Source organism: Aquirufa nivalisilvae (assembly GCF_003143535.1).
GTDB classification, from domain to species: Bacteria; Bacteroidota; Bacteroidia; order Cytophagales; family Spirosomataceae; genus Aquirufa; species Aquirufa nivalisilvae.
Map to the genome: position 1 here is coordinate 2,153,006 of NZ_CP029346.1, position 21,824 is coordinate 2,174,829.

Here is a 21,824-nt window from a genome sequence, read left to right on the forward strand (position 1 = left end):
TGGTTGCTGTATTACCATTCGCATCTTTCGCTGTAATGGTAACTGTTTGGCTACCTCCTGCTGTTTGAGTGCCAGTTCCAGTCACTACCAATTTCGTGGCTGCTCCTGATCCAATACTTACATTGCCTGATGTAGAAGCTGTACCTGTCGCTGGAGTAAAGGTAAAGGTTCCTGTTCCAGATGTACCTGTAAATGTGATGGCTGAGGTCAAATTAGCTATACCGCTCACAAAATCACCTGCCGCATTCAATACATTTGTTCCAGATAAACCTGTAATTGCCCCAGTCAATGTGGTAGTAACCGTCACATTATTCGCACTCGCATCAAAGCTAGTTACTGTATTACCATAAGCATCTTGCGCCGTTAAGCTATTCGTGCCTGTAAAGGCTACACCACTGCTTTGTGGACTAGTTAAGCTAACTGCAAATTTACTAAAGGTAGCTGGTGATACTGTTACAGATAAACGATCTGAACCTGTAGATGAAATCGTGCCGTCGGTCGCTGATACAGTCGATGACTCCGCTTTATACAATACCATCGATGATGTCGCTACTCCATTCGTAAATGTTAAGCTAGTTGCTGTACCAAAGTCTGTAGCACCTACTGTTGGTACGGTCGCTGGACTACTCGAGGTGCTCGCTCCTGAGAACGTAATACTTTTTGCTCCGGTATATGTCGTTGCCGTATTACCATTCGCATCTTTCGCTGTTATGGTAACTGTTTGGCTACCTCCTGCTGTTTGAGTGCCAGTTCCTGTTACTACTAATTTCGTAGCTGCTCCTGGATTTACTGTAATGCTTGAGCTAGTAGCTGCTGTACCAGATGATGGGGTAAAGGTAAATGTTCCTGCACCTGTGGTTCCAGTGAATGTTAAACCTAAACTAGTCAAGTTGGCTACTCCAGCAACAAAGTCTCCTGCATTGGTTAATTTATTTGTTCCTGATAATCCAGAAATACTACCCGTTAAAGTGGTACTAACTGTTACATTATTTGTTGATGCATTAAATGATACGGTATTACCATAAGCATCTTGCGCTGTCAAGGTATTGGTTCCTGTAAAGGCTGTACCATTCACTTGTGGCGTTGCAAGACTTACTGCCAATTTACTATAGCTCGCTGGACTTACTGTTACCGATAGACGATCGCCTCCTGTAGAAGAAATCGTACCGTCGGTCGCTGATACAGTTGATGACTCCGCTTTATACAATACCATCGTTCCACTCGCTACTCCATTCGTAAATGTTAAGCTTGTTGCTGTGCCAAAGTTCGTGGCTGCTACCGTTGGTACTGTCGCTGGACTACTCGAAGTGCTCGCTCCTGAGAACGTAATGTTCTTAGCTCCGGTATATGTCGTTGCTGTATTGCCATTCGCATCTTTCGCAGTAACAGTTACAGTTTGGCTACCTCCTGCTGTTTGAGTGCCAGTTCCTGTTACTACTAATTTCGTAGCTGCTCCTGGACTTACAGTAATGCTTGAGCTCGTTGCAGCTGTTCCGCTCGCTGGAGTAAATGTAAATGTTCCTGAACCAGATGTGCCCGTAAACTTCAAGCCTAAGCTAGTCAAGTTCGCTACTCCACTAACAAAATCACCTGCTTGGTTCAATACGTTGTTTACTCCTGATCCTAATCCACTAATTGCTCCAGTTAAAGTACTTGTTACTGTTACATTATTCGTGTTAGCTGCAAAAGTTGTTACTGTATTCCCGTAAGCATCTTGTGCTGTCAAGGTATTGGTTCCTGTAAAGGCTGTACCATTCACTTGTGGGCTCGATATGCTTACTACTAGTTTGCTGAAACTAGATTCAGATACTGTCACGGATAAACGATCACCTCCTGTAGAAGAAATCGTGCCGTCAGTCGCTGATACTGTCGATGACTCCGCTTTATACAATACCATCGATGATGTCGCTACTCCATTCGTGAATGTTAAGCTTGTTGCTGTACCAAAGTCTGTAGCACCTACCGTTGGTACGGTCGCTGGACTACTTGAAGTGCTCGCTCCTGAGAATGTAATGTTCTTAGCTCCAGTATATGTCGTTGCTGTATTGCCATTCGCATCTTTCGCTGTAACAGTTACAGTTTGGCTAGCTCCTGCTGTTTGAGTGCCAGTTCCTGTTACTACTAATTTCGTAGCCGAACCAGAGTTGATAGTTACAGACGAACTTGTCACTGCTGTTCCACTTTGTGGCGTGAAAGTAAATGTTCCTGTTCCTACTGTTCCTGTAAATATTAATTTCGTCGTCAAATTGGCAACTCCACTTACAAAGTCTCCTGCATTGCTCAACTTGTTCGTGCCTGATAATCCACTGATTGCTCCCGTTAAGCTCGTGGTCACCGTCACATTATTCGCACTCGCGTCAAAGTTACTTACTGTATTGCCATAAGCATCTTGCGCTGTTAAGGTATTCGTTCCTGTAAAGGCGGTTCCATTCACCTGAGGTGAAGCTAGGCTTACTGCCAATTTACTAAAGGTAGCTGGTGATACTGTTACGGCTAATTCATGTGAATTTCCTGTCGCATGAATCGTTCCATCACTCGCTGTTAATAATGCACTTTCTGCTTTGTATAAAACTACGGAAGCTGTAGCCACACCATTCGTAAATACAATACTCGTCGATGTACCAAAGTCTGTACCATTCGCTGTCGCTACTGTCACTGGGCTACTTGAACTATTCGCGCCTGAGAACGTTAAACTCTTCGTGCCTGTATACCCGGTAGCTGTGTTATGACTCGCATCTACTGCTCTAATCGTGATCGTTTGAGATTCCCCTGCATTCTGACTGGCATTACCCGTAATCATCATGTGGGTCGCTGATCCTGAATTTATCTGTACACTTCCACTCGTTACTCCTGTGCCACTTTGTGGAGTGAAAGTTAAGGTACCTGTTCCTACTGTTCCAGTAAACTTCAAGCCTAAGCTCGTCAAGTTCGCTACTCCACTTACAAAGTCTCCCGCTTGGTTCAATACGTTGTTTACTCCACTTCCTAATCCACTAATTGTTCCAGTTAACGTACTTGTTACCGTCACATTATTCGCACTAGCGTCAAAACTACTTACTGTATTACCATAAGCATCTTGTGCCGTTAACGTATTCGTGCCTGTAAAGGCGGTGCCATTCACCTGTGGTGTTGCTAGGCTTACTGCCAATTTACTATAGCTCGCTGGACTTACTGTTACCGATAGACGATCGCCTCCTGTAGAAGAAATCGTGCCGTCGGTTGCTGATACTGTCGATGACTCCGCTTTATACAATACCATCGATGATGTCGCTACTCCATTCGTAAATGTTAAGCTTGTTGCTGTGCCAAAGTCTGTAGCTCCTACTGTTGGTACGGTCGCTGGACTACTCGAAGTGCTCGCTCCGGAGAACGTAATGTCCTTAGCTCCGGTATATGTCGTTGCTGTATTACCATTCGCATCTTTCGCTGTAACAGTTACAGTTTGGCTACCTCCTGCTGTTTGAGTGCCAGTTCCTGTTACTACTAATTTCGTAGCAGTTCCTGGACTTACAGTAATACTTGAGCTAGTGGCTGCTGTTCCGCTCGCTGGGGTAAAGGTAAAGGTGCCTGAACCAGATGTGCCAGTAAACTTCAAGCCTAAGCTCGTCAAGTTCGCTACTCCACTAACAAAATCACCTGCTTGGTTCAATACATGGTTAACTCCACTTCCTAAACCACTGATCGTGCCTGTCAACGTACTGCTTACAGTCACATTGTTTCCTGAAGCATTAAAGCTGGTAACTGTATTGCCATAAGCATCTTGTGCCGTTAAGGTATTCGTTCCTGTAAAGGCTGCACCATTCACTTGTGGGCTCGCCAAGCTTACGGCTAATTTGCTGAAGCTTGATGGTAATACCGATACGGCTAATTCATGTGAATTTCCTGTCGCATTAATCGTTCCATCACTCGCCGTTAATAATGCACTTTCTGCTTTGTATAAAACTACGGAAGCTGTAGCCACACCATTCGTAAATACAATGCTCGTCGATGTACCAAAGTCTGTACCATTCGCTGTCGCTACTGTCACTGGACTACTTGAACTATTCGCGCCGGAGAACGTTAAACTCTTCGTGCCTGTATACCCGGTAGCTGTGTTATGACTCGCATCTACTGCTCTAATCGTGATCGTTTGAGATTCCCCTGCATTCTGACTCGCATTACCCGTAATCATCATGTGGGTCGCTGCTCCGGAATTTATCTGTACACTTCCACTCGTTACTCCTGTGCCACTTTGTGGTGTGAAAGTAAAGGTGCCTGTTCCTACTGTTCCAGTAAATATCAATTTCGTAGTTAAGTTCGCTACTCCACTTACAAAGTCTCCAGCATTGCTCAACTTGTTCGTGCCTGATAATCCACTGATTGCTCCTGTTAAGCTCGTGGTCACCGTCACATTATTCGCACTTGCGTCAAAACTACTTACTGTATTACCATAAGCATCTTGTGCCGTTAACGTATTCGTGCCTGTAAAGGCGGTGCCATTCACCTGTGGTGTTGCTAGGCTTACTGCCAATTTACTATAGCTCGCTGGACTTACTGTTACCGATAGACGATCGCCTCCTGTTGAAGAAATCGTGCCGTCAGTCGCTGATACAGTCGATGACTCCGCTTTATACAATACCATCGATGATGTCGCTACTCCATTCGTAAATGTTAAGCTTGTTGCTGTGCCAAAGTCTGTAGCTCCTACTGTTGGTACGGTCGCTGGACTACTCGAAGTGCTCGCTCCTGAGAACGTAATACTCTTAGCTCCCGTATATGTCGTTGCTGTATTGCCATTCGCATCTTTCGCTGTAACAGTTACAGTTTGGCTACCTCCTGCTGTTTGAGTGCCAGTTCCTGTTACTACTAATTTCGTAGCAGTTCCTGGACTTACAGTAATACTTGAGCTAGTGGCTGCTGTTCCGCTCGCTGGGGTAAAGGTAAAGGTGCCTGAACCAGATGTGCCAGTAAACTTCAAGCCTAAGCTCGTCAAGTTCGCTACTCCACTAACAAAATCACCTGCTTGGTTCAATACATGGTTAACTCCACTTCCTAAACCACTGATCGTGCCTGTCAACGTACTGCTTACAGTCACATTGTTTCCTGAAGCATTAAAGCTGGTAACTGTATTGCCATAAGCATCTTGTGCCGTTAAGGTATTCGTTCCTGTAAAGGCTGCACCATTCACTTGTGGGCTCGCCAAGCTTACGGCTAATTTGCTGAAGCTTGATGGTAATACCGATACGGCTAATTCATGTGAATTTCCTGTCGCATTAATCGTTCCATCACTCGCCGTTAATAATGCACTTTCTGCTTTGTATAAAACTACGGAAGCTGTAGCCACACCATTCGTAAATACAATGCTCGTCGATGTACCAAAGTCTGTACCATTCGCTGTCGCTACTGTCACTGGACTACTTGAACTATTCGCGCCGGAGAACGTTAAACTCTTCGTGCCTGTATACCCGGTAGCTGTGTTATGACTCGCATCTACTGCTCTAATCGTGATCGTTTGAGATTCCCCTGCATTCTGACTCGCATTACCCGTAATCATCATGTGGGTCGCTGCTCCGGAATTTATCTGTACACTTCCACTCGTTACTCCTGTGCCACTTTGTGGTGTGAAAGTAAAGGTGCCTGTTCCTACTGTTCCAGTAAATATCAATTTCGTAGTTAAGTTCGCTACTCCACTTACAAAGTCTCCAGCATTGCTCAACTTGTTCGTGCCTGATAATCCACTGATTGCTCCTGTTAAGCTCGTGGTCACCGTCACATTATTCGCACTTGCGTCAAAACTACTTACTGTATTACCATAAGCATCTTGTGCCGTTAACGTATTCGTGCCTGTAAAGGCGGTGCCATTCACCTGTGGTGTTGCTAGGCTTACTGCCAATTTACTATAGCTCGCTGGACTTACTGTTACCGATAGACGATCGCCTCCTGTAGAAGAAATCGTACCGTCAGTCGCTGATACTGTCGATGACTCCGCTTTATACAATACCATCGATGATGTCGCTACTCCATTCGTAAATGTTAAGCTTGTTGCTGTACCAAAGTCTGTAGCACCCACTGTTGGTACGGTCGCTGGACTACTCGAGGTGCTCGCTCCTGAGAACGTAATACTCTTAGCTCCAGTATATGTCGTTGCTGTATTGCCATTCGCATCTTTCGCTGTAACAGTTACAGTTTGGCTACCTCCTGCTGTTTGAGTGCCAGTTCCTGTTACTACTAATTTCGTAGCAGTTCCTGGACTTACAGTAATACTTGAGCTAGTGGCTGCTGTTCCGCTCGCTGGGGTAAAGGTAAAGGTACCTGAACCAGATGTGCCAGTAAACTTCAAGCCTAAGCTCGTCAAGTTCGCTACTCCACTACTAAAGTCGCCAGCTTGATTCAATACATGGTTAACTCCACTTCCTAAACCACTGATCGTGCCTGTCAACGTACTGTTTACAGTCACATTGTTTCCTGAGGCATTAAAGCTGGTAACTGTATTGCCATAAGCATCTTGCGCTGTTAATGTATTCGTTCCTGTAAAGGCTGTACCATTCACTTGTGGGCTCGCCAAGCTTACAGCTAATTTGCTTAAGCTTGATGGAGAAACTAGTACAGATAAACGATCCGCTCCTACCGTTGAGATAGTTCCATCGGTAGCTACTACAGTAGCCGTTTCTGCTTTATATAGGGACATGGATGCCGTTGCTACACCGTTGGTGAAAGTTAGGCTTGTTCCTGTTCCAAAATCAGTTCCCGCTACTGCAGGTGCTGTGCTTGGACTTGATGAGCTATTGGCACCTGAAAAAGTTATGCTATGTGAACCTGTGTAGGTTGTTGCCGTATTTCCACTGGCATCTTTCGCTGTTAATGTGACTGTTTGGCTACCTCCTGCCGTTTGAGTACCAGTTCCTGTTAGTACTAATTTCGTAGCTGCACCTGAGTTAATAGTAACAGACGAACTTGTCACTGCAGTACCAGTGGCAGGCGTAAAGGTAAATGTACCTGTACCAACTGCACCCGTATACTTTAACCAACCTGAGATATCAGCTATTCCATTTACAAAACGTTCAGGTGCTAATATCACATCCCCACCAACAAAACCTGAAATCACTCCTGATAAGGAAGTTGTAACTGTAATATTATTTAATGCAGCATTGAAGGTTGTAACAGTATTGCCATAAGCATCTTGGGCTGTCAACGTATTCGTACCTGTAAAGCTAGTGCCACTAATTTGAGGACTTGTTAAACTTACTGTCAATTTAGAGAAACTACTTGCTCCAACTGCCACCGATAAACGATCACCTCCTGAAGTTGTAATAGCCCCCTGCGTTGCTACAATTGTAGCTGCCTCTGCTTTATATAAAGTCATGGAAGCCGTTGCAACCCCATTCGTAAATGTTAAGCTTGTTCCTGTTCCAAAATTGGTACTTGCAACTGTTGGAGCAGTTGCAGGACTAGCTGAACTTGCTGCACCCGAGAATACAATGGATTTACTTCCTGTGTATCCAGTAGCCGTATTTCCAGAGACATCTTTAGCCGTAATGGTAATTGTTTGTGCATTTCCAGCCGTTTGAGTTGAATTACCCGTTACGACAAACTTCGTTGCATCCCCTGGTAAAATATCTCCAGAATCAGTCCCTGTAGAACCAGAAGCCGAGGTAAAGACTAAAGCTCCTGTTCCTGAGTTACCTGTTAATGTTAATTTACCAGTCAAATTAGAAACACCATTCACGAAATCGGAGGCAGAGTTTAATTTATCTCCACCTGACAGTCCTGAAATAACTACTCCTTCCGCAGGAACACCCGTTACCGTGATAATATCTTGAGAAGCATCAAAACTAGTAACCGTATTTCCATAAGCATCTTGTGCTGTAATTGTATTAACCCCTGTCCATGCAACTGCATTAATTTGAGGAGAAGTTAAATTAACTGCAAACTTGCTTAATGTACTTGGACTTACTGAAACTGAAAGACGATCAGCACCTGTAGATGAGATAGTTCCGTCTGTAGCAGAAACTGTGGCAGACTCTGCTTTATATAATTTCATGGAAGCCGTAGCTACTCCATTCGTAAATGTTAAGCTTGTTCCTGTTCCAAAATTAGTACTAGCCACGGTTGGTGCAGTACTTGGGCTCAAAGAGCTGGCTGCTCCTGAGAAAGTAATGGTATGAGAACCAGTATATGCTGTAGCTGTGTTACCATTCGCATCTTTCGCAGTAAGCGTAATTGTTTGTGTACCTCCAGCGGTTTGGGTACCAGTTCCTGTCACTACTAATTTAGTAGCAGCTCCTGGAGCAAACGTAATGGTTGATTGAGTTTGTGAACCTCCTCCGCTTTTCACTGCTGTTCCACCTATCGTGGCAACAAATACACCTGAACCTGAGCTGGTTGGTGAAGTTACTGTAGCTGTGTAGGTACCGTCTCCAACATTATTAACTGCACTTATCGTTCCTAAACCTGATAATTTAGTAATCGTTACGGTTGCCCCTCCTACTCCAATATTATTTCCATTAGCATCCTTCGCTGTAACAGTTAATACTTGGGTTGTCAATCCATCCGCTGTAATGGTTGAAGTAGTAGGTGTTAATGTAGTTATAGCAGCATCAATTGCTCCTGGTACATAATTAACTGTTGCTTCTGTTTGAACACCGGAACCACTTTTCACTGCTGCCCCACCGATTGTAGCTACAAATACCCCAGAACCAGAAGCACTAGCTGCCGTTACAGTTGCTGTATAATTTCCATTTCCAGCATCACTAACCGCACTGATGGTACCTGTTCCTGAAAGTTTCGTAATGGTTACTGTGGCACCACCAGAACTTAGGTTATTACCAAATTCATCTTTGGCTCTGACTGTTAATAATTGTGTACTTGCTCCATCTGCTGTGATACTAGAAGAAGTAGGTAATAAGGTTGAAATAGCGGCATCGACACTCGCTGGATTCACCGTAATATTATCAGAAGCATCCAATATTCCTGTAGCGCCATTGGCACTTGGAGTAGCCTCAGATACACTAACAGTATAATTACCTGAAAGAGTATGGCTAAACCAGAAATTAGCTACAGAGTCTCCATCAGCAATATTCACGGATGTAATCACACTACCGTTATTACCTGTACTGTAGAATGCTCCGCCTGTACTATATAAATATACTGTCTGAGCACCAACTGTGTTGGATAAATTAGCAATATCACGACGAGAGACTGTATAAGCTGCTCTAGTACCTGCTGCAATATCAGAAGGTGCATTCAATACAAACTTATTGGTACCTGCAGTTTCTCCCGCATAAAAATCACCTAAAGAAGTAAATCCTGAACTTTGCACAGATGTGCCAGTTCTTGTTCCTGCATTGCCTATTGACCATACATCACCTAATTTTTTTCTAACAATGATGCTAGCTGTATTTGCGCTGCCTTGAATATCTCCGCCGACATAATTCAAGGTGGCATCCATCGAGCTATAAGTACCAGATGTATTATCTAAGTCATTAATAGTCCAAAAACGATTGATGTATTTTGACTGACTAATACCTGATGCCACCGCAGGAGATGATCCAAGAACCGTGGTTGAAGTTGTAATGGTTAAATTACCTGATCTTCCAGCAAAAGATAAATTCACTGGAGCATAATTTCCAGAATCACCAATTGGGAAATTTACTGTACTTGAGTTTTGAGGAATTCCTCTTGCCAATTTACCTTGAACATATTTGGAACTTCCAGCACCCGAAATACTTGCTCCACTACTTAATGTCAAGATATTTCCACCATTGGTCACTACTTTTCCATTTTGGAATGCCAAAGTCCCATTGATTAATACATCTGAATCTAAAGCAATACCTGATGAAGTATTTACTGTTAAATTACCTAATTGACGTGAACCTGCTTTGAAGCTAAATGTTGGTGTTCCTGAAGTCGTATTGACTACCAAATTGGAGCTTGAACTACCTAATAAATTTCCAGTAATGGCTGACATTGACCCATTAAGAGTCAAGGTATTAGAACCTATTGCCAAATCTCCACTAGCTAAATTAAAGTTTTGAGATATACTTACATTTCCATGGAAAGTCTGAGTCACACTTTGAGATGGGTTATTCCATTCTACATTCATGAAGCTCTGATCTAAACCAGAAGTTAATGCAGTAGATGTGATACCATTTACTTTAACTAAAGCATTTGTTCCAGCACCAGAATTAGAAGTCCATTGTCCAATCGGAATAAATCCTCCATTTCTAGCATGTTCGTAAGTTCCACCATGGAAAACGATAAAATCAGTTGGCATTGTATTAACGAAAGTTCCCCCAGAATTTTTAAATGTACCATGTGTATGAACATCATAATCTGCATATTGATCAACTGCATGCTTCAAGGTCAACGTACCACCTGTTGTTAAATCAAATACTCCATCAATGATTAAACTATATAATTCAATACTCGTGTTTAAGGTAGTAGTAATTCCTGAAGGAATTTTAACAATATCATATTCTCCTTGTGAAGTTTGTGTTGGTGCTGAACTTGCTACAAACGAATTTCCTCCATCGGTAGATACTTCCCATCCGACAGATGTCCAGTTCCCGCTAGAAGTTGGTTGGTAAATTGCTCCTTCCGTAATCGTGAATGATCCTGTTGAACTTGCTGTCAGACTCATTCCTGAAATAGCAGTAGTCGTTACAATCGCATTGTTATTATATGTATACAATGGTGTATTTCTAGTCGACTCTGTAAAACGTAAATAATCAATTAAGAAGGAACTGCTTCCTGCATTAATTGTTACTGTTACAGGATTAGACAATAATACTCCACCTGAAGTAGTACGAACTAACTTATCTGTTTTATCTACTCCCCCGATAGTCAAGCTTAATTGTAAAGTAGTATTAGTGCTCACATTCACTTGGTTACCATAAGGATCTTGTACCAAAGCATTCAAGGTAGCATTATTAGAACCCATGGTTGGATAAGCAGGTGATAATGCTGTAGCTACCAATTTAGAAGCTGTTGCACCGCTTACTGAAATATTCAATTTATCTTCATTAGCAGAAGAACTTACTGTTCCATCTGTTACAGAAACGAGTGCAGATTCTACTTTATACAAGATCATTGAAGCTGTTCCTACCCCATTGGTGAACGTCACAACAGTATTGCTACCAAAATTTATGGCAGTTGAATTTTTGTTTGTCACCGTAGGAACTGTCGCTGGGCTCGGAGAACTAGTTGCACCAGAGAAAGTCAATGTTTTATCACCCGCATAACCTGTTACCGTATTTCCATCCGCATCTTTGGCTGTAATAGTAATAGTTTGTGCTGCTCCAGCAGTTTGAGAGCCCGATCCAGTAATGACTAATTTACTAACTGCTCCTGCTGAAATAGTAACATTGGAACTGGTTACCGCTGTACCAGATGCTGGAGTAAAAGTGAAAGTTCCTGTTCCAGCATTCCCTGTAAAGGTCAAGCCCGCAATAGATGATACACCATTGGTGAAATCACTCACATTATTTAATTTATTCGTTCCAGTTAAACCTGAAATAGCACCTGTTAATGAGGTAGTTACTGTGATGTTATTCGTTGCTGCATTAAACCCTGTAGCTACGTTACCCCAAGTATCGTATGCTGTTAACGTATTAGTACCTGTAAAGGATTGACCACTCGTTTGCGGTGTAGTTAAGCTTACTGTAAATTTAGTTCCTGTACTAGGACTAACTACAACGGATAATCGATCTCCACCTGTAGAAGCCGAAATACCTGAAGCAGAGGCAGTAATGAATGGAGATTCTACCTTATACAAGATCATGCTTCCTGTGGCTACCCCTGAAGTAAAGGTCATCGTAGTAGCTGTAGCAAAATCAACAGCAGCAGCCGTTTTATCAGTCACTGTTGGAGCTGTTACCGGATTAGTAGATGAAGCTGCTCCTCCAAAAGTTATATTATGGTCTCCAGTATAAGTTGTTACCGTATTTCCCTGAGCATCCTTAGCCGTTACCGTGATGGTTTGTGGACTTCCTGCCGTTTGAGTACCTGTTCCTGTCACGACCAATCGAGTGGCGTTACCTGAACCCATCGTTACATTACCACTGGTAACTGGCGTACCTGAAGCTGGAGTAAAAGTAAACGTGCCTGTTCCAGCAGTACCTGTAAAGGTTAATTTACTAGTCAAATTGGCAACTCCTGAACTAAAATCAAGGGCATTATTCAATACATTTGAACCATTTAATCCTGAAATCGTACCCGTTAATGAAGAAGTTACAGTAATTACATTCGCTGAGGCATCAAAGGTTGTGGCTACGTTGCCATAAGCATCATAAGCTGTTAATGTATTAGTACCTGTAAAGGCTGTGCCTGAGTTTTGAGGACTTGCTAAGCTTACAGTAAACTTGGTAGCTACTCCATGACTAACTACCACTGTCAAACGATCACTGCCAGTAGAAGCATTGATTCCAGATGCACTAGCTGCAATGTTCGCTGTTTCTACTTTATACAATTTCAAATCGGCCGTTGCAACACCATTGCTAAATGCAATATTCGTGGTCGTTCCAAAATCAATGGATGTACTTCCATTATCTGTGGCATTAGGTGCCGTCGCTGGATTAGGTGAAGCATTCGCTCCGGAGAAGGTCAATGCTTTAGTTCCAGTATATGTAGTTGCTGTATTACCATTGGCATCTTTCGCCGTGATAGTCATTGTTTGAGTGGCTCCAGCTACTTGAGTTCCTGTACCAGTAATAACAAATTTAGTTGCTGCACCTGAACCAATCGTAACGTTTGAGCTCGTTACTCCTGTACCTGTATTTGGAGAGAAGGTAAATGTCCCGGTACCAACTGTTCCAGAGAAAGTCAAACTTGAACTTAAATTAGCAACTCCAGCAGTGAAATCACCTGCACTACTTAAAATATTAGTTCCTGAAAGACCTGTTATGGCTCCAGTTAAAGAAGTAGTAACTGTTACAGGGTTTGTTGATGCATTGTATAATGAAGTATTTCCATAAGCATCCTGTGCCGTCAATGTATTTGTTCCTGTAAAGGCAACTCCATTGGTTTGTGGACTGGTTAAACTTACCACTAACTTACTGAATGGTGCAGCGGCAACTAATACACTTAATCGATCCGAACCAGAAGTAGTTATGGTACTTTGCGTAGCAACCACATTGGCTGTTTCAGCTTTATATAATACCATACTAGCTGTTGCCACACCATTACTAAATGAAATATTGGTTGCTGAACCAAAATTAGTTCCAGCCACGGTTGGAACAGTCACTGGATTAGAAGTGCTCGTTGCTCCAGTAAATGTCAAAGATTTAGTTCCTGTATAAGCTGTAGCTGTATTACCACTCGCATCTTTGGCGGTGATGGTAATGCTTTGAGCTACTCCCGCTGTTTCTGTACCGCTACCTGTTATGACAAATTTAGTAGCCGTACCTGGATTGATTGAACCATTAAATGTACCTGTTGCTCCACCAGTAGTAGAAGTAAAGGTAATAGTACCAGATCCTGATGTACCCGTATATATTAATTTACTGGTTAAATCGGCAACACCATTCACAAAATCCGTATTACTCGTCAATTTATCTACTCCAGATAAGCCTGTAATTGCTCCACCCAAACTAGTGGTCACACTCACATTATTAGTAGAAGCATCAAAATTTAAAATAGCATTTCCATAGGCATCTTCTGCTGTAATGGTATTTACTCCTGTAAAGGCTACTCCGCTTGTTTGAGGTGTAGTAAATGCTAAATCAAATTTATTTAAGGCTCCATAATTAACTGTTACTGCCAATCTATCAGCACCAGAAGAAGCAATACTTCCATCATTAGCCACGATATTAACTCCTGCGGCTTCATATAAAATCATAGATGCTGTAGCAACTCCGTTGGTAAATGTCACATTGGTACTTGTCCCGAAATCAATTCCGCCTACGGTTGGTGCTGTTTGTGGATTATGGGAAACATTTGCTCCAGAGAAGGTCAATGCTTTGACTCCTGTATAAGTTGTTACCGTATTACCTTGAGCATCTTTCGCCGTTAAAGTAATCGTTTGACTAGTTCCTGCAGTAATAGTACTTGTTCCAGTAATCACCAAACGTGTGGCTGCACCTGCATCAATAGTTACATTTCCACTTGTTCCTGTAGCTCCACCTGTAGCAGATGCAAAACTAAATGTACCAGTACCCACATTACCTGTAAATTTCAAGCCTAAGCTGGTTAAGTTCGCTACTCCACTAACAAAATCACCAGCTTGGTTCAATACGTTGTTAACTCCACTTCCTAAACCACTAATTGTTCCAGTCAACGTACTTGTTACTGTTACATTATTTGTATTAGCTGCAAAAGTCGTTACCGTATTTCCGTAAGCATCTTGAGCTGTTAAGGTATTGGTTCCTGTAAAGGCTACTCCATTACTTTGTGGGCTAGCTAAACTAGCTACAAACTTATTCAAGGTAGCAGGAGAAACCACAACACTTAAACGATCTGAACCTGATGTAGTTACTCCTCCTTGGGTTGCTACTAATAAGGCTGTTTCTGATTTGTATAATTTCACTGAAGTAGTTCCTACTCCATTACTGAAAGTAACTACTGTAGCTGTACCAAAGTTAATATCCGCACTTACTTTATCACTTGCTGTTGCTGCCGTGCTTGGGTTTGTTGAACTATTCGCTCCTGAGAATACTATCGACTTATCGCCTGTATATCCTGTCGCTGTATTGCCACTCGCATCTTTCGCTGTTAGAGTTACAGTCTGACTTCCTCCTGCTGTTTGAGTTCCAGTGCCGGTTACGATAAACTTCGTTGCCGCTCCTGGACTTACGGTAATGCTTGAGCTAGTAGCTGCTGTTCCAGATGCTGGGGTAAAAGTAAATGTTCCTGCTCCTGATGTTCCTGTGAACTTCAAGCCTAAGCTCGTTAAGTTCGCTACCCCACTCGTGAAGTCTGCTCCATTAGTTAATATGTCCGTTCCAGATAATCCTGAGATTGCTCCTGTTAAGGTAGTTGTTACTGTAATGTTATTTCCTGATGCATTGAAACTAGTTACTATATTACCATAAGCATCTTGTGCTGTCAAGGAATTGGTCCCTGTAAAGGCAGTACCATTAATCTGTGGACTCGTTAAGCTTACCACCAATTTACTGAAGCTCGATTCTGAGGCGGTTACTGATAAACGATCTGATCCAGCTGCAACAATCGTTCCATCCGTAGCTGCTATGGTCGCTAGCTCTGATTTGTACAAGATCATTGATGCTGTCGCCACTCCATTCGTGAAGCTTAAACTAGTTGCTGTACCGAAATCTGTACCGCCAACCGTTGGTACTGTCACTGGACTACTTGAACTATTCGCTCCTGAGAAGGTAATATTATGTGAGCCTGTATACCCTGTTGCCGTATTTCCTTGAGCATCTTTCGCTGTTACGGTAATCGTTTGAGGACTGCCTGCTGTTTGAGTGCCCGTTCCTGTTACTACTAATTTCGTCGCCGTTCCTGCACTGATCGATACTGATCCACTTGTCGCTGCTGTTCCAGTTGATGGAGTAAAGGTAAATGTTCCTGTTCCTGTAGTTCCTGTGAACTTCAAGCCTAAGCTTGTTAAGTTCGCTACTCCACTAACAAAATCACCTGCTTGGTTCAATACGTTGTTAACTCCACTTCCTAATCCACTAATCGTTCCTGTCAAGGTACTTGTTACCGTTACATTATTTGTATTAGCTGCAAAAGTTGTTACCGTATTTCCATAAGCATCTTGGGCCGTCAAGGTATTCGTTCCTGTAAAGGCTGTGCCACTGATCTGAGGGGTAGCTAAACTAACCACCAATTTACTGTAGACTGCTGGACTTACTACTATCGATAAACGATCTGAACCTGATGTAGTTACCGCTCCTTGGGTTGCTACTAATAAGGCTGTTTCTGATTTATATAATTTCACTGAAGTAGTTCCTACTCCATTACTGAAAGTAACTACTGTAGCTGTACCAAAGTTAATATCTGCACTTACTTTATCACTTGCTGTTGCTGCCGTGCTTGGGTTTGTTGAACTATTAGCTCCTGAGAATACTATCGACTTATCTCCTGTATATCCTGTCGCTGTATTGCCACTCGCATCTTTCGCAGTTAGAGTCACGGTCTGACTGCCTCCTGCTGTTTGAGTTCCTGTGCCGGTTACGATAAACTTCGTTGCCGCTCCTGGACTTACGGTAATGCTTGAGCTAGTAGCTGCTGTTCCAGATGCTGGGGTAAAAGTAAATGTTCCTGCTCCTGATGTTCCTGTGAACTTCAAGCCTAAGCTCGTTAAGTTCGCTACCCCACTCGTGAAGTCTGCTCCATTAGTTAATATGTCCGTTCCAGATAATCCTGAGATTGCTCCTGTTAAGGTAGTTGTTACTGTAATGTTATTTCCTGATGCATTGAAACTAGTTACTATATTACCATAAGCATCTTGTGCTGTCAAGGTATTGGTCCCTGTAAAGGCAGTACCATTAATCTGTGGACTCGTTAAGCTTACCACCAATTTACTGAAGCTCGATTCTGAGGCGGTTACTGATAAACGATCTGATCCAGCTGCAACAATCGTTCCATCCGTAGCTGCTATGGTCGCTAGCTCTGATTTGTACAAGATCATTGATGCTGTCGCTACTCCATTCGTGAAGCTTAAACTAGTTGCTGTACCAAAATCTGTACCGCCAACCGTTGGTACTGTCACTGGACTACTTGAACTATTCGCTCCTGAGAAGGTAATATTATGTGAGCCTGTATACCCTGTTGCCGTATTTCCTTGAGCATCTTTCGCTGTTACGGTAATCGTTTGAGGACTGCCTGCTGTTTGAGTGCCCGTTCCGGTTACTACTAATTTCGTCGCCGTTCCTGCACTGATCGATACTGATCCACTTGTCGCTGCCGTTCCAGTTGTTGGAGTAAAGGTAAATGTTCCTGTTCCTGTAGTTCCTGTAAACTTCAAGCCTAAGCTTGTTAAGTTCGCTACACCACTAACAAAATCTCCTGCTTGGTTCAATACATTATTAACTCCTGATCCTAAACCACTAATTGTTCCTGTCAAGGTACTTGTTACCGTTACATTATTTGTATTAGCTGCAAAAGTAGTTACCGTGTTTCCGTAAGCATCTTGGGCCGTCAAGGTATTCGTTCCTGTAAAGGCTGTGCCACTGATCTGAGGGGTAGCTAAACTAACCACCAATTTACTGTAGACTGCTGGACTTACTACTATCGATAAACGATCAGAACCTGATGTAGTTACCGCTCCTTGGGTTGCTACTAATAAGGCTGTTTCTGATTTATATAATTTCACTGAAGTAGTTCCTACTCCATTACTGAAAGTAACTACTGTAGCTGTACCAAAGTTAATATCGGCACTTACTTTATCACTTGCTGTTGCTGCCGTGCTTGGGTTTGTTGAACTATTCGCTCCTGAGAATACTATCGACTTATCACCTGTATATCCTGTCGCTGTATTGCCACTCGCATCTTTCGCCGTTAGAGTTACAGTCTGACTTCCTCCTGCTGTTTGAGTTCCTGTGCCGGTTACGATAAACTTCGTTGCTGCTCCTGGACTTACGGTAATGCTTGAGCTAGTAGCTGCTGTTCCAGATGCTGGGGTAAAAGTAAATGTTCCTGCTCCTGATGTTCCTGTGAACTTCAAGCCTAAGCTCGTTAAGTTCGCTACACCACTACTAAAATCACCTGCTTGGTTCAATACGTTATCAACTCCACTTCCTAAACCACTAATTGTTCCTGTTAACGTACTTGTTACTGTTACATTCGTTCCTGATGCATTGAAACTCGTTACCGTATTACCATAAGCATCTTGTGCTGTCAAGGTATTCGTTCCTGTAAAGGCTGTGCCATTAATCTGTGGACTCGTTAAGCTTACCACCAATTTACTGAAGCTCGATTCTGATGCGGTTACTGATAAACGATCTGATCCAGCTGCAACAATCGTTCCATCCGTAGCTGCTATGGTCGCTAGCTCTGATTTGTACAAGATCATTGATGCTGTCGCCACTCCATTCGTGAAGCTTAAACTAGTTGCTGTACCGAAATCTGTACCGCCAACCGTTGGTACTGTCACTGGACTACTTGAACTATTCGCTCCTGAGAAGGTAATATTATGTGAGCCTGTATACCCTGTTGCCGTATTTCCTTGAGCATCTTTCGCTGTTACGGTAATCGTTTGAGGACTGCCTGCTGTTTGAGTGCCCGTTCCTGTTACTACTAATTTCGTCGCCGTTCCTGCACTGATCGATACTGATCCACTTGTCGCTGCTGTTCCAGTTGCTGGAGTGAAAGTAAACGTTCCTGTTCCTGTAGTTCCTGTGAACTTCAAGCCTAAGCTCGTTAAGTTCGCTACTCCACTAACAAAATCACCTGCTTGGTTCAATACATTGTTAACTCCACTTCCTAAACCACTTACTGTTCCTGTTAAACTTGTCGTTACCGTTACATTATTTGTATTGGCTGCAAAAGTAGTTACCGTATTTCCGTAAGCATCTTGTGCTGTCAAGGTGTTTGTTCCTGTAAAGGCTGTGCCATTGATCTGTGGACTAGTTAAGCTAACTGCTAATTTAGAGAAGGAAGCTGGACTCACCGTTACGTTCAAGGTTCCTCCTGTATTCGAGTTGATCGTTCCATCAGTTGCATTCACCGTTGCCGATTCTGCTTTGTACAAGACCATCGATCCTGTAGCCACACCAGCCGTAAAGGTCAAGCTTGTTGCTGTACCAAAGTTCGTAGCGGCTACTGTTGGATTTGTCACTGGACTTGATGATGCAGCAGCTCCACTGAATGTAATGTTTTTTGCTCCTGTATATGTTGTTGCTGTGTTACCACTCGCATCTTTCGCTGTAACAGTTACAGTCTGACTACCACCTGCTGTTTGAGTACCAGTTCCTGTTACTACTAATTTAGTAGCCGCTCCTGGATTGACTGTGACACTAGAACTAGTAATTGCTGTTCCTGATACTGGAGTAAAGGTAAAGGTTCCTGCTCCTGTGGTTCCTGTAAATGTTAAACCTAAACTAGTCAAGTTGGCTACTCCACTTGTAAAGTCTCCTGCACTACTTAATTTATTGGTTCCTGATAATCCAGTGATTGCTCCTGTTAAGGTAGTTGTTACTGTAATGTTGTTTCCTGCAGCACTAAATCCTGTAGCTGTGTTACCATAAGCATCCAAGGCTGTTAAGGTATTCGTTCCTGTAAAGGCTGTGCCATTGATCTGTGGACTCGTTAAGCTCACCGCCAATTTCGTCATAGTCGAAGGACTTACCGTTACGTTCAAGGTTCCTCCTGTATTTGAGTTGATCGTTCCATCAGTCGCATTCACTGTTGCCGATTCTGCTTTATACAAGACCATCGATCCAGTAGCCACACCCGCCGTAAAGGTCAAGCTAGTGGCTGTACCAAAGTTCGTAGCTGCAACGGTTGGGGTCGTAGCTGGACTTGGTGATGCAGTCGCTCCACTGAATGTAATGTTTTTTGCTCCTGTATATGTTGTTGCCGTATTACCACTCGCATCTTGTGCGGTAACAGTTACAGTTTGACTACCACCTGCTGTTTGAGTGCCTGTTCCTGTGACAGCTAATTTAGTCGCTGCTCCTGGATTGACAGTAATGCTTGAACTAGTAGCTGCTGTTCCTGATACTGGGGTGAAAGTGAACGTTCCTGCTCCTGATGTTCCTGTGAACTTCAAGCCTAAACTCGTTAAATTCGCTACACCACTAGTGAAATCAGATACATTATTCAATACATCCGTTCCTGATAATCCTGTGATAGCTCCTGTTAATGTTGTTGTTACCGTTACATTATTTGTTGCAGCACTAAATGTTGGAACGGTATTTCCATAGGCATCTTGAGCTGTTAAGGTATTGGTTCCTGTAAAGGCTGTGCCATTGATCTGTGGACTAGTTAAGCTCACCGCCAATTTCGTCATCGTTGATGGACTCACCGTTACGTTCAAGGTTCCTCCTGTATTCGAGTTGATCGTTCCATCAGTCGCATTCACCGTTGCAGATTCTGCTTTGTACAAGACCATCGATCCAGTAGCCACACCTGCTGTAAAGGTCAAGCTTGTCGCTGTACCAAAGTTCGTAGCTGCTACTGTTGGATTTGTTACAGGACTCGATGATGCCGTCGCTCCACTGAATGTGATATTTTTTGCTCCTGTATATGTTGTTGCCGTATTACCACTCGCATCTTGTGCGGTAACCGTTACTGTCTGACTACCACCTGCTGTTTGAGTACCAGTTCCTGTTACGACTAATTTAGTAGCAGCTCCTGGACTTACAGTTACACTTCCGCTTGTTACTGCTGTTCCAGATGCTGGGGTAAATGTAAAGGTTCCTGCTCCTGTGGTTCCTGTGAACTTCAAGCCTAAGCTCGTTAAGTTTGCTACTCCACTAACAAAATCACCAGCTTGGTTCAATACGTTATCAACTCCACTTCCTAAACCACTTACTGTTCCTGTTAAACTTGTCGTTACTGTTACATTATTTGTATTAGCTGCAAAAGTAGTTACCGTATTTCCGTAAGCATCTTGCGCTGTTAAAGTATTCGTTCCTGTGAAGGCTGTGCCATTTATCTGTGGACTTGTTAAGCTCACCGCCAATTTCGTCATCGTCGATGCACTCACAGCTACCGTTAAGCGATCTGCACCAGCTGCTGAAATACTTCCGTCGGTCACTGCCACTACAGCTGATTCCACGTTGTACAACTTCATGTTGGTCGTTACAGCTCCTGATGCAAATGTCAAGGCTGTTGCTGTTCCAAAAGCAATATCTGTAGCCGAGCTGTTGGTTACCTTAGGCGTGGTTACTGGGGCTGTTGAACTCGTTGCTCCTGAGAATGTTAAATTCTTAGAGCCTGTATAAGTTGTTACTGTATTACCACTAGCATCTTTAGCCGTAATCGTAATGGAATTACTCGCTCCTGCTGTTTGGGTTCCTGTTCCAGTTACCACCAATCGAGTAGCTGCTCCTGGATTAACAGTAATGCTTGAACTTGTCGCTGCTGTTCCAGTTGCTGGAGTGAAAGTAAACGTTCCTGTTCCTGTAGTTCCTGTGAACTTCAAGCCTAAGCTCGTTAAGTTCGCTACTCCACTAACAAAATCACCTGCTTGGTTCAATACATTGTTAACTCCACTTCCTAAACCACTTACTGTTCCTGTTAAACTTGTCGTTACCGTTACATTATTTGTATTGGCTGCAAAAGTAGTTACCGTATTTCCGTAAGCATCTTGTGCTGTCAAGGTGTTTGTTCCTGTAAAGGCTGTGCCATTGATCTGTGGACTAGTTAAATTTACCGCTAATTTATTGAAGGCGGCTGCACTAACAGCTACCGTCAAGCGATCTGCACCAGCTGCTGAAATACTTCCGTCGGTCACTGCCACTACTGCTGATTCCGCGTTATACAACTTCATGGTGGTTGTTACCGAACCAAAACTAAAAGTTAAATCGGTACCCGAACCAAACCATACATCACTAGAAACAAAATTAGCAACCCTTGGAGGAGTAGATGGATTAATTCCAGAATTAGCTCCAGAAAAAGTTAACGTTTTAGTACCCGTATAACTGGTTACTGTATTGCCACTCGCATCTTTAGCCGTAATCGTAATAGAATTACTCGCTCCCGCTGTTTGAGTTCCTGTTCCTGTTACCACCAATCGAGTAGCTGCTCCTGGATTGACAGTAATGCTTGAACTAGTAGCTGCCGTTCCCGATACTGGAGTAAAGGTAAAGGTTCCTGCTCCTGATGTTCCTGTGAACTTCAAGCCTAAGCTCGTTAAGTTTGCTACTCCACTAACAAAATCACCCGCTTGGTTCAATACATTGTTAACTCCACTTCCTAAACCACTTACCGTTCCTGTT

General features: G+C 43.0%; 1 protein-coding gene (cut by both window edges). It reads right to left on the reverse strand.

This entire window lies inside a single protein-coding gene on the reverse strand: locus tag HME7025_RS09385, encoding a T9SS type B sorting domain-containing protein (RefSeq protein WP_226998202.1). The 58,374-nt coding sequence extends 21,623 nt beyond the window's left edge and 14,927 nt beyond its right edge, so the window shows coding positions 14,928–36,751 (codon 4,976, partial, through codon 12,251, partial); the first complete codon in reading order (the gene reads right to left) occupies positions 21,821 to 21,823. The start codon and the stop codon both lie outside this window.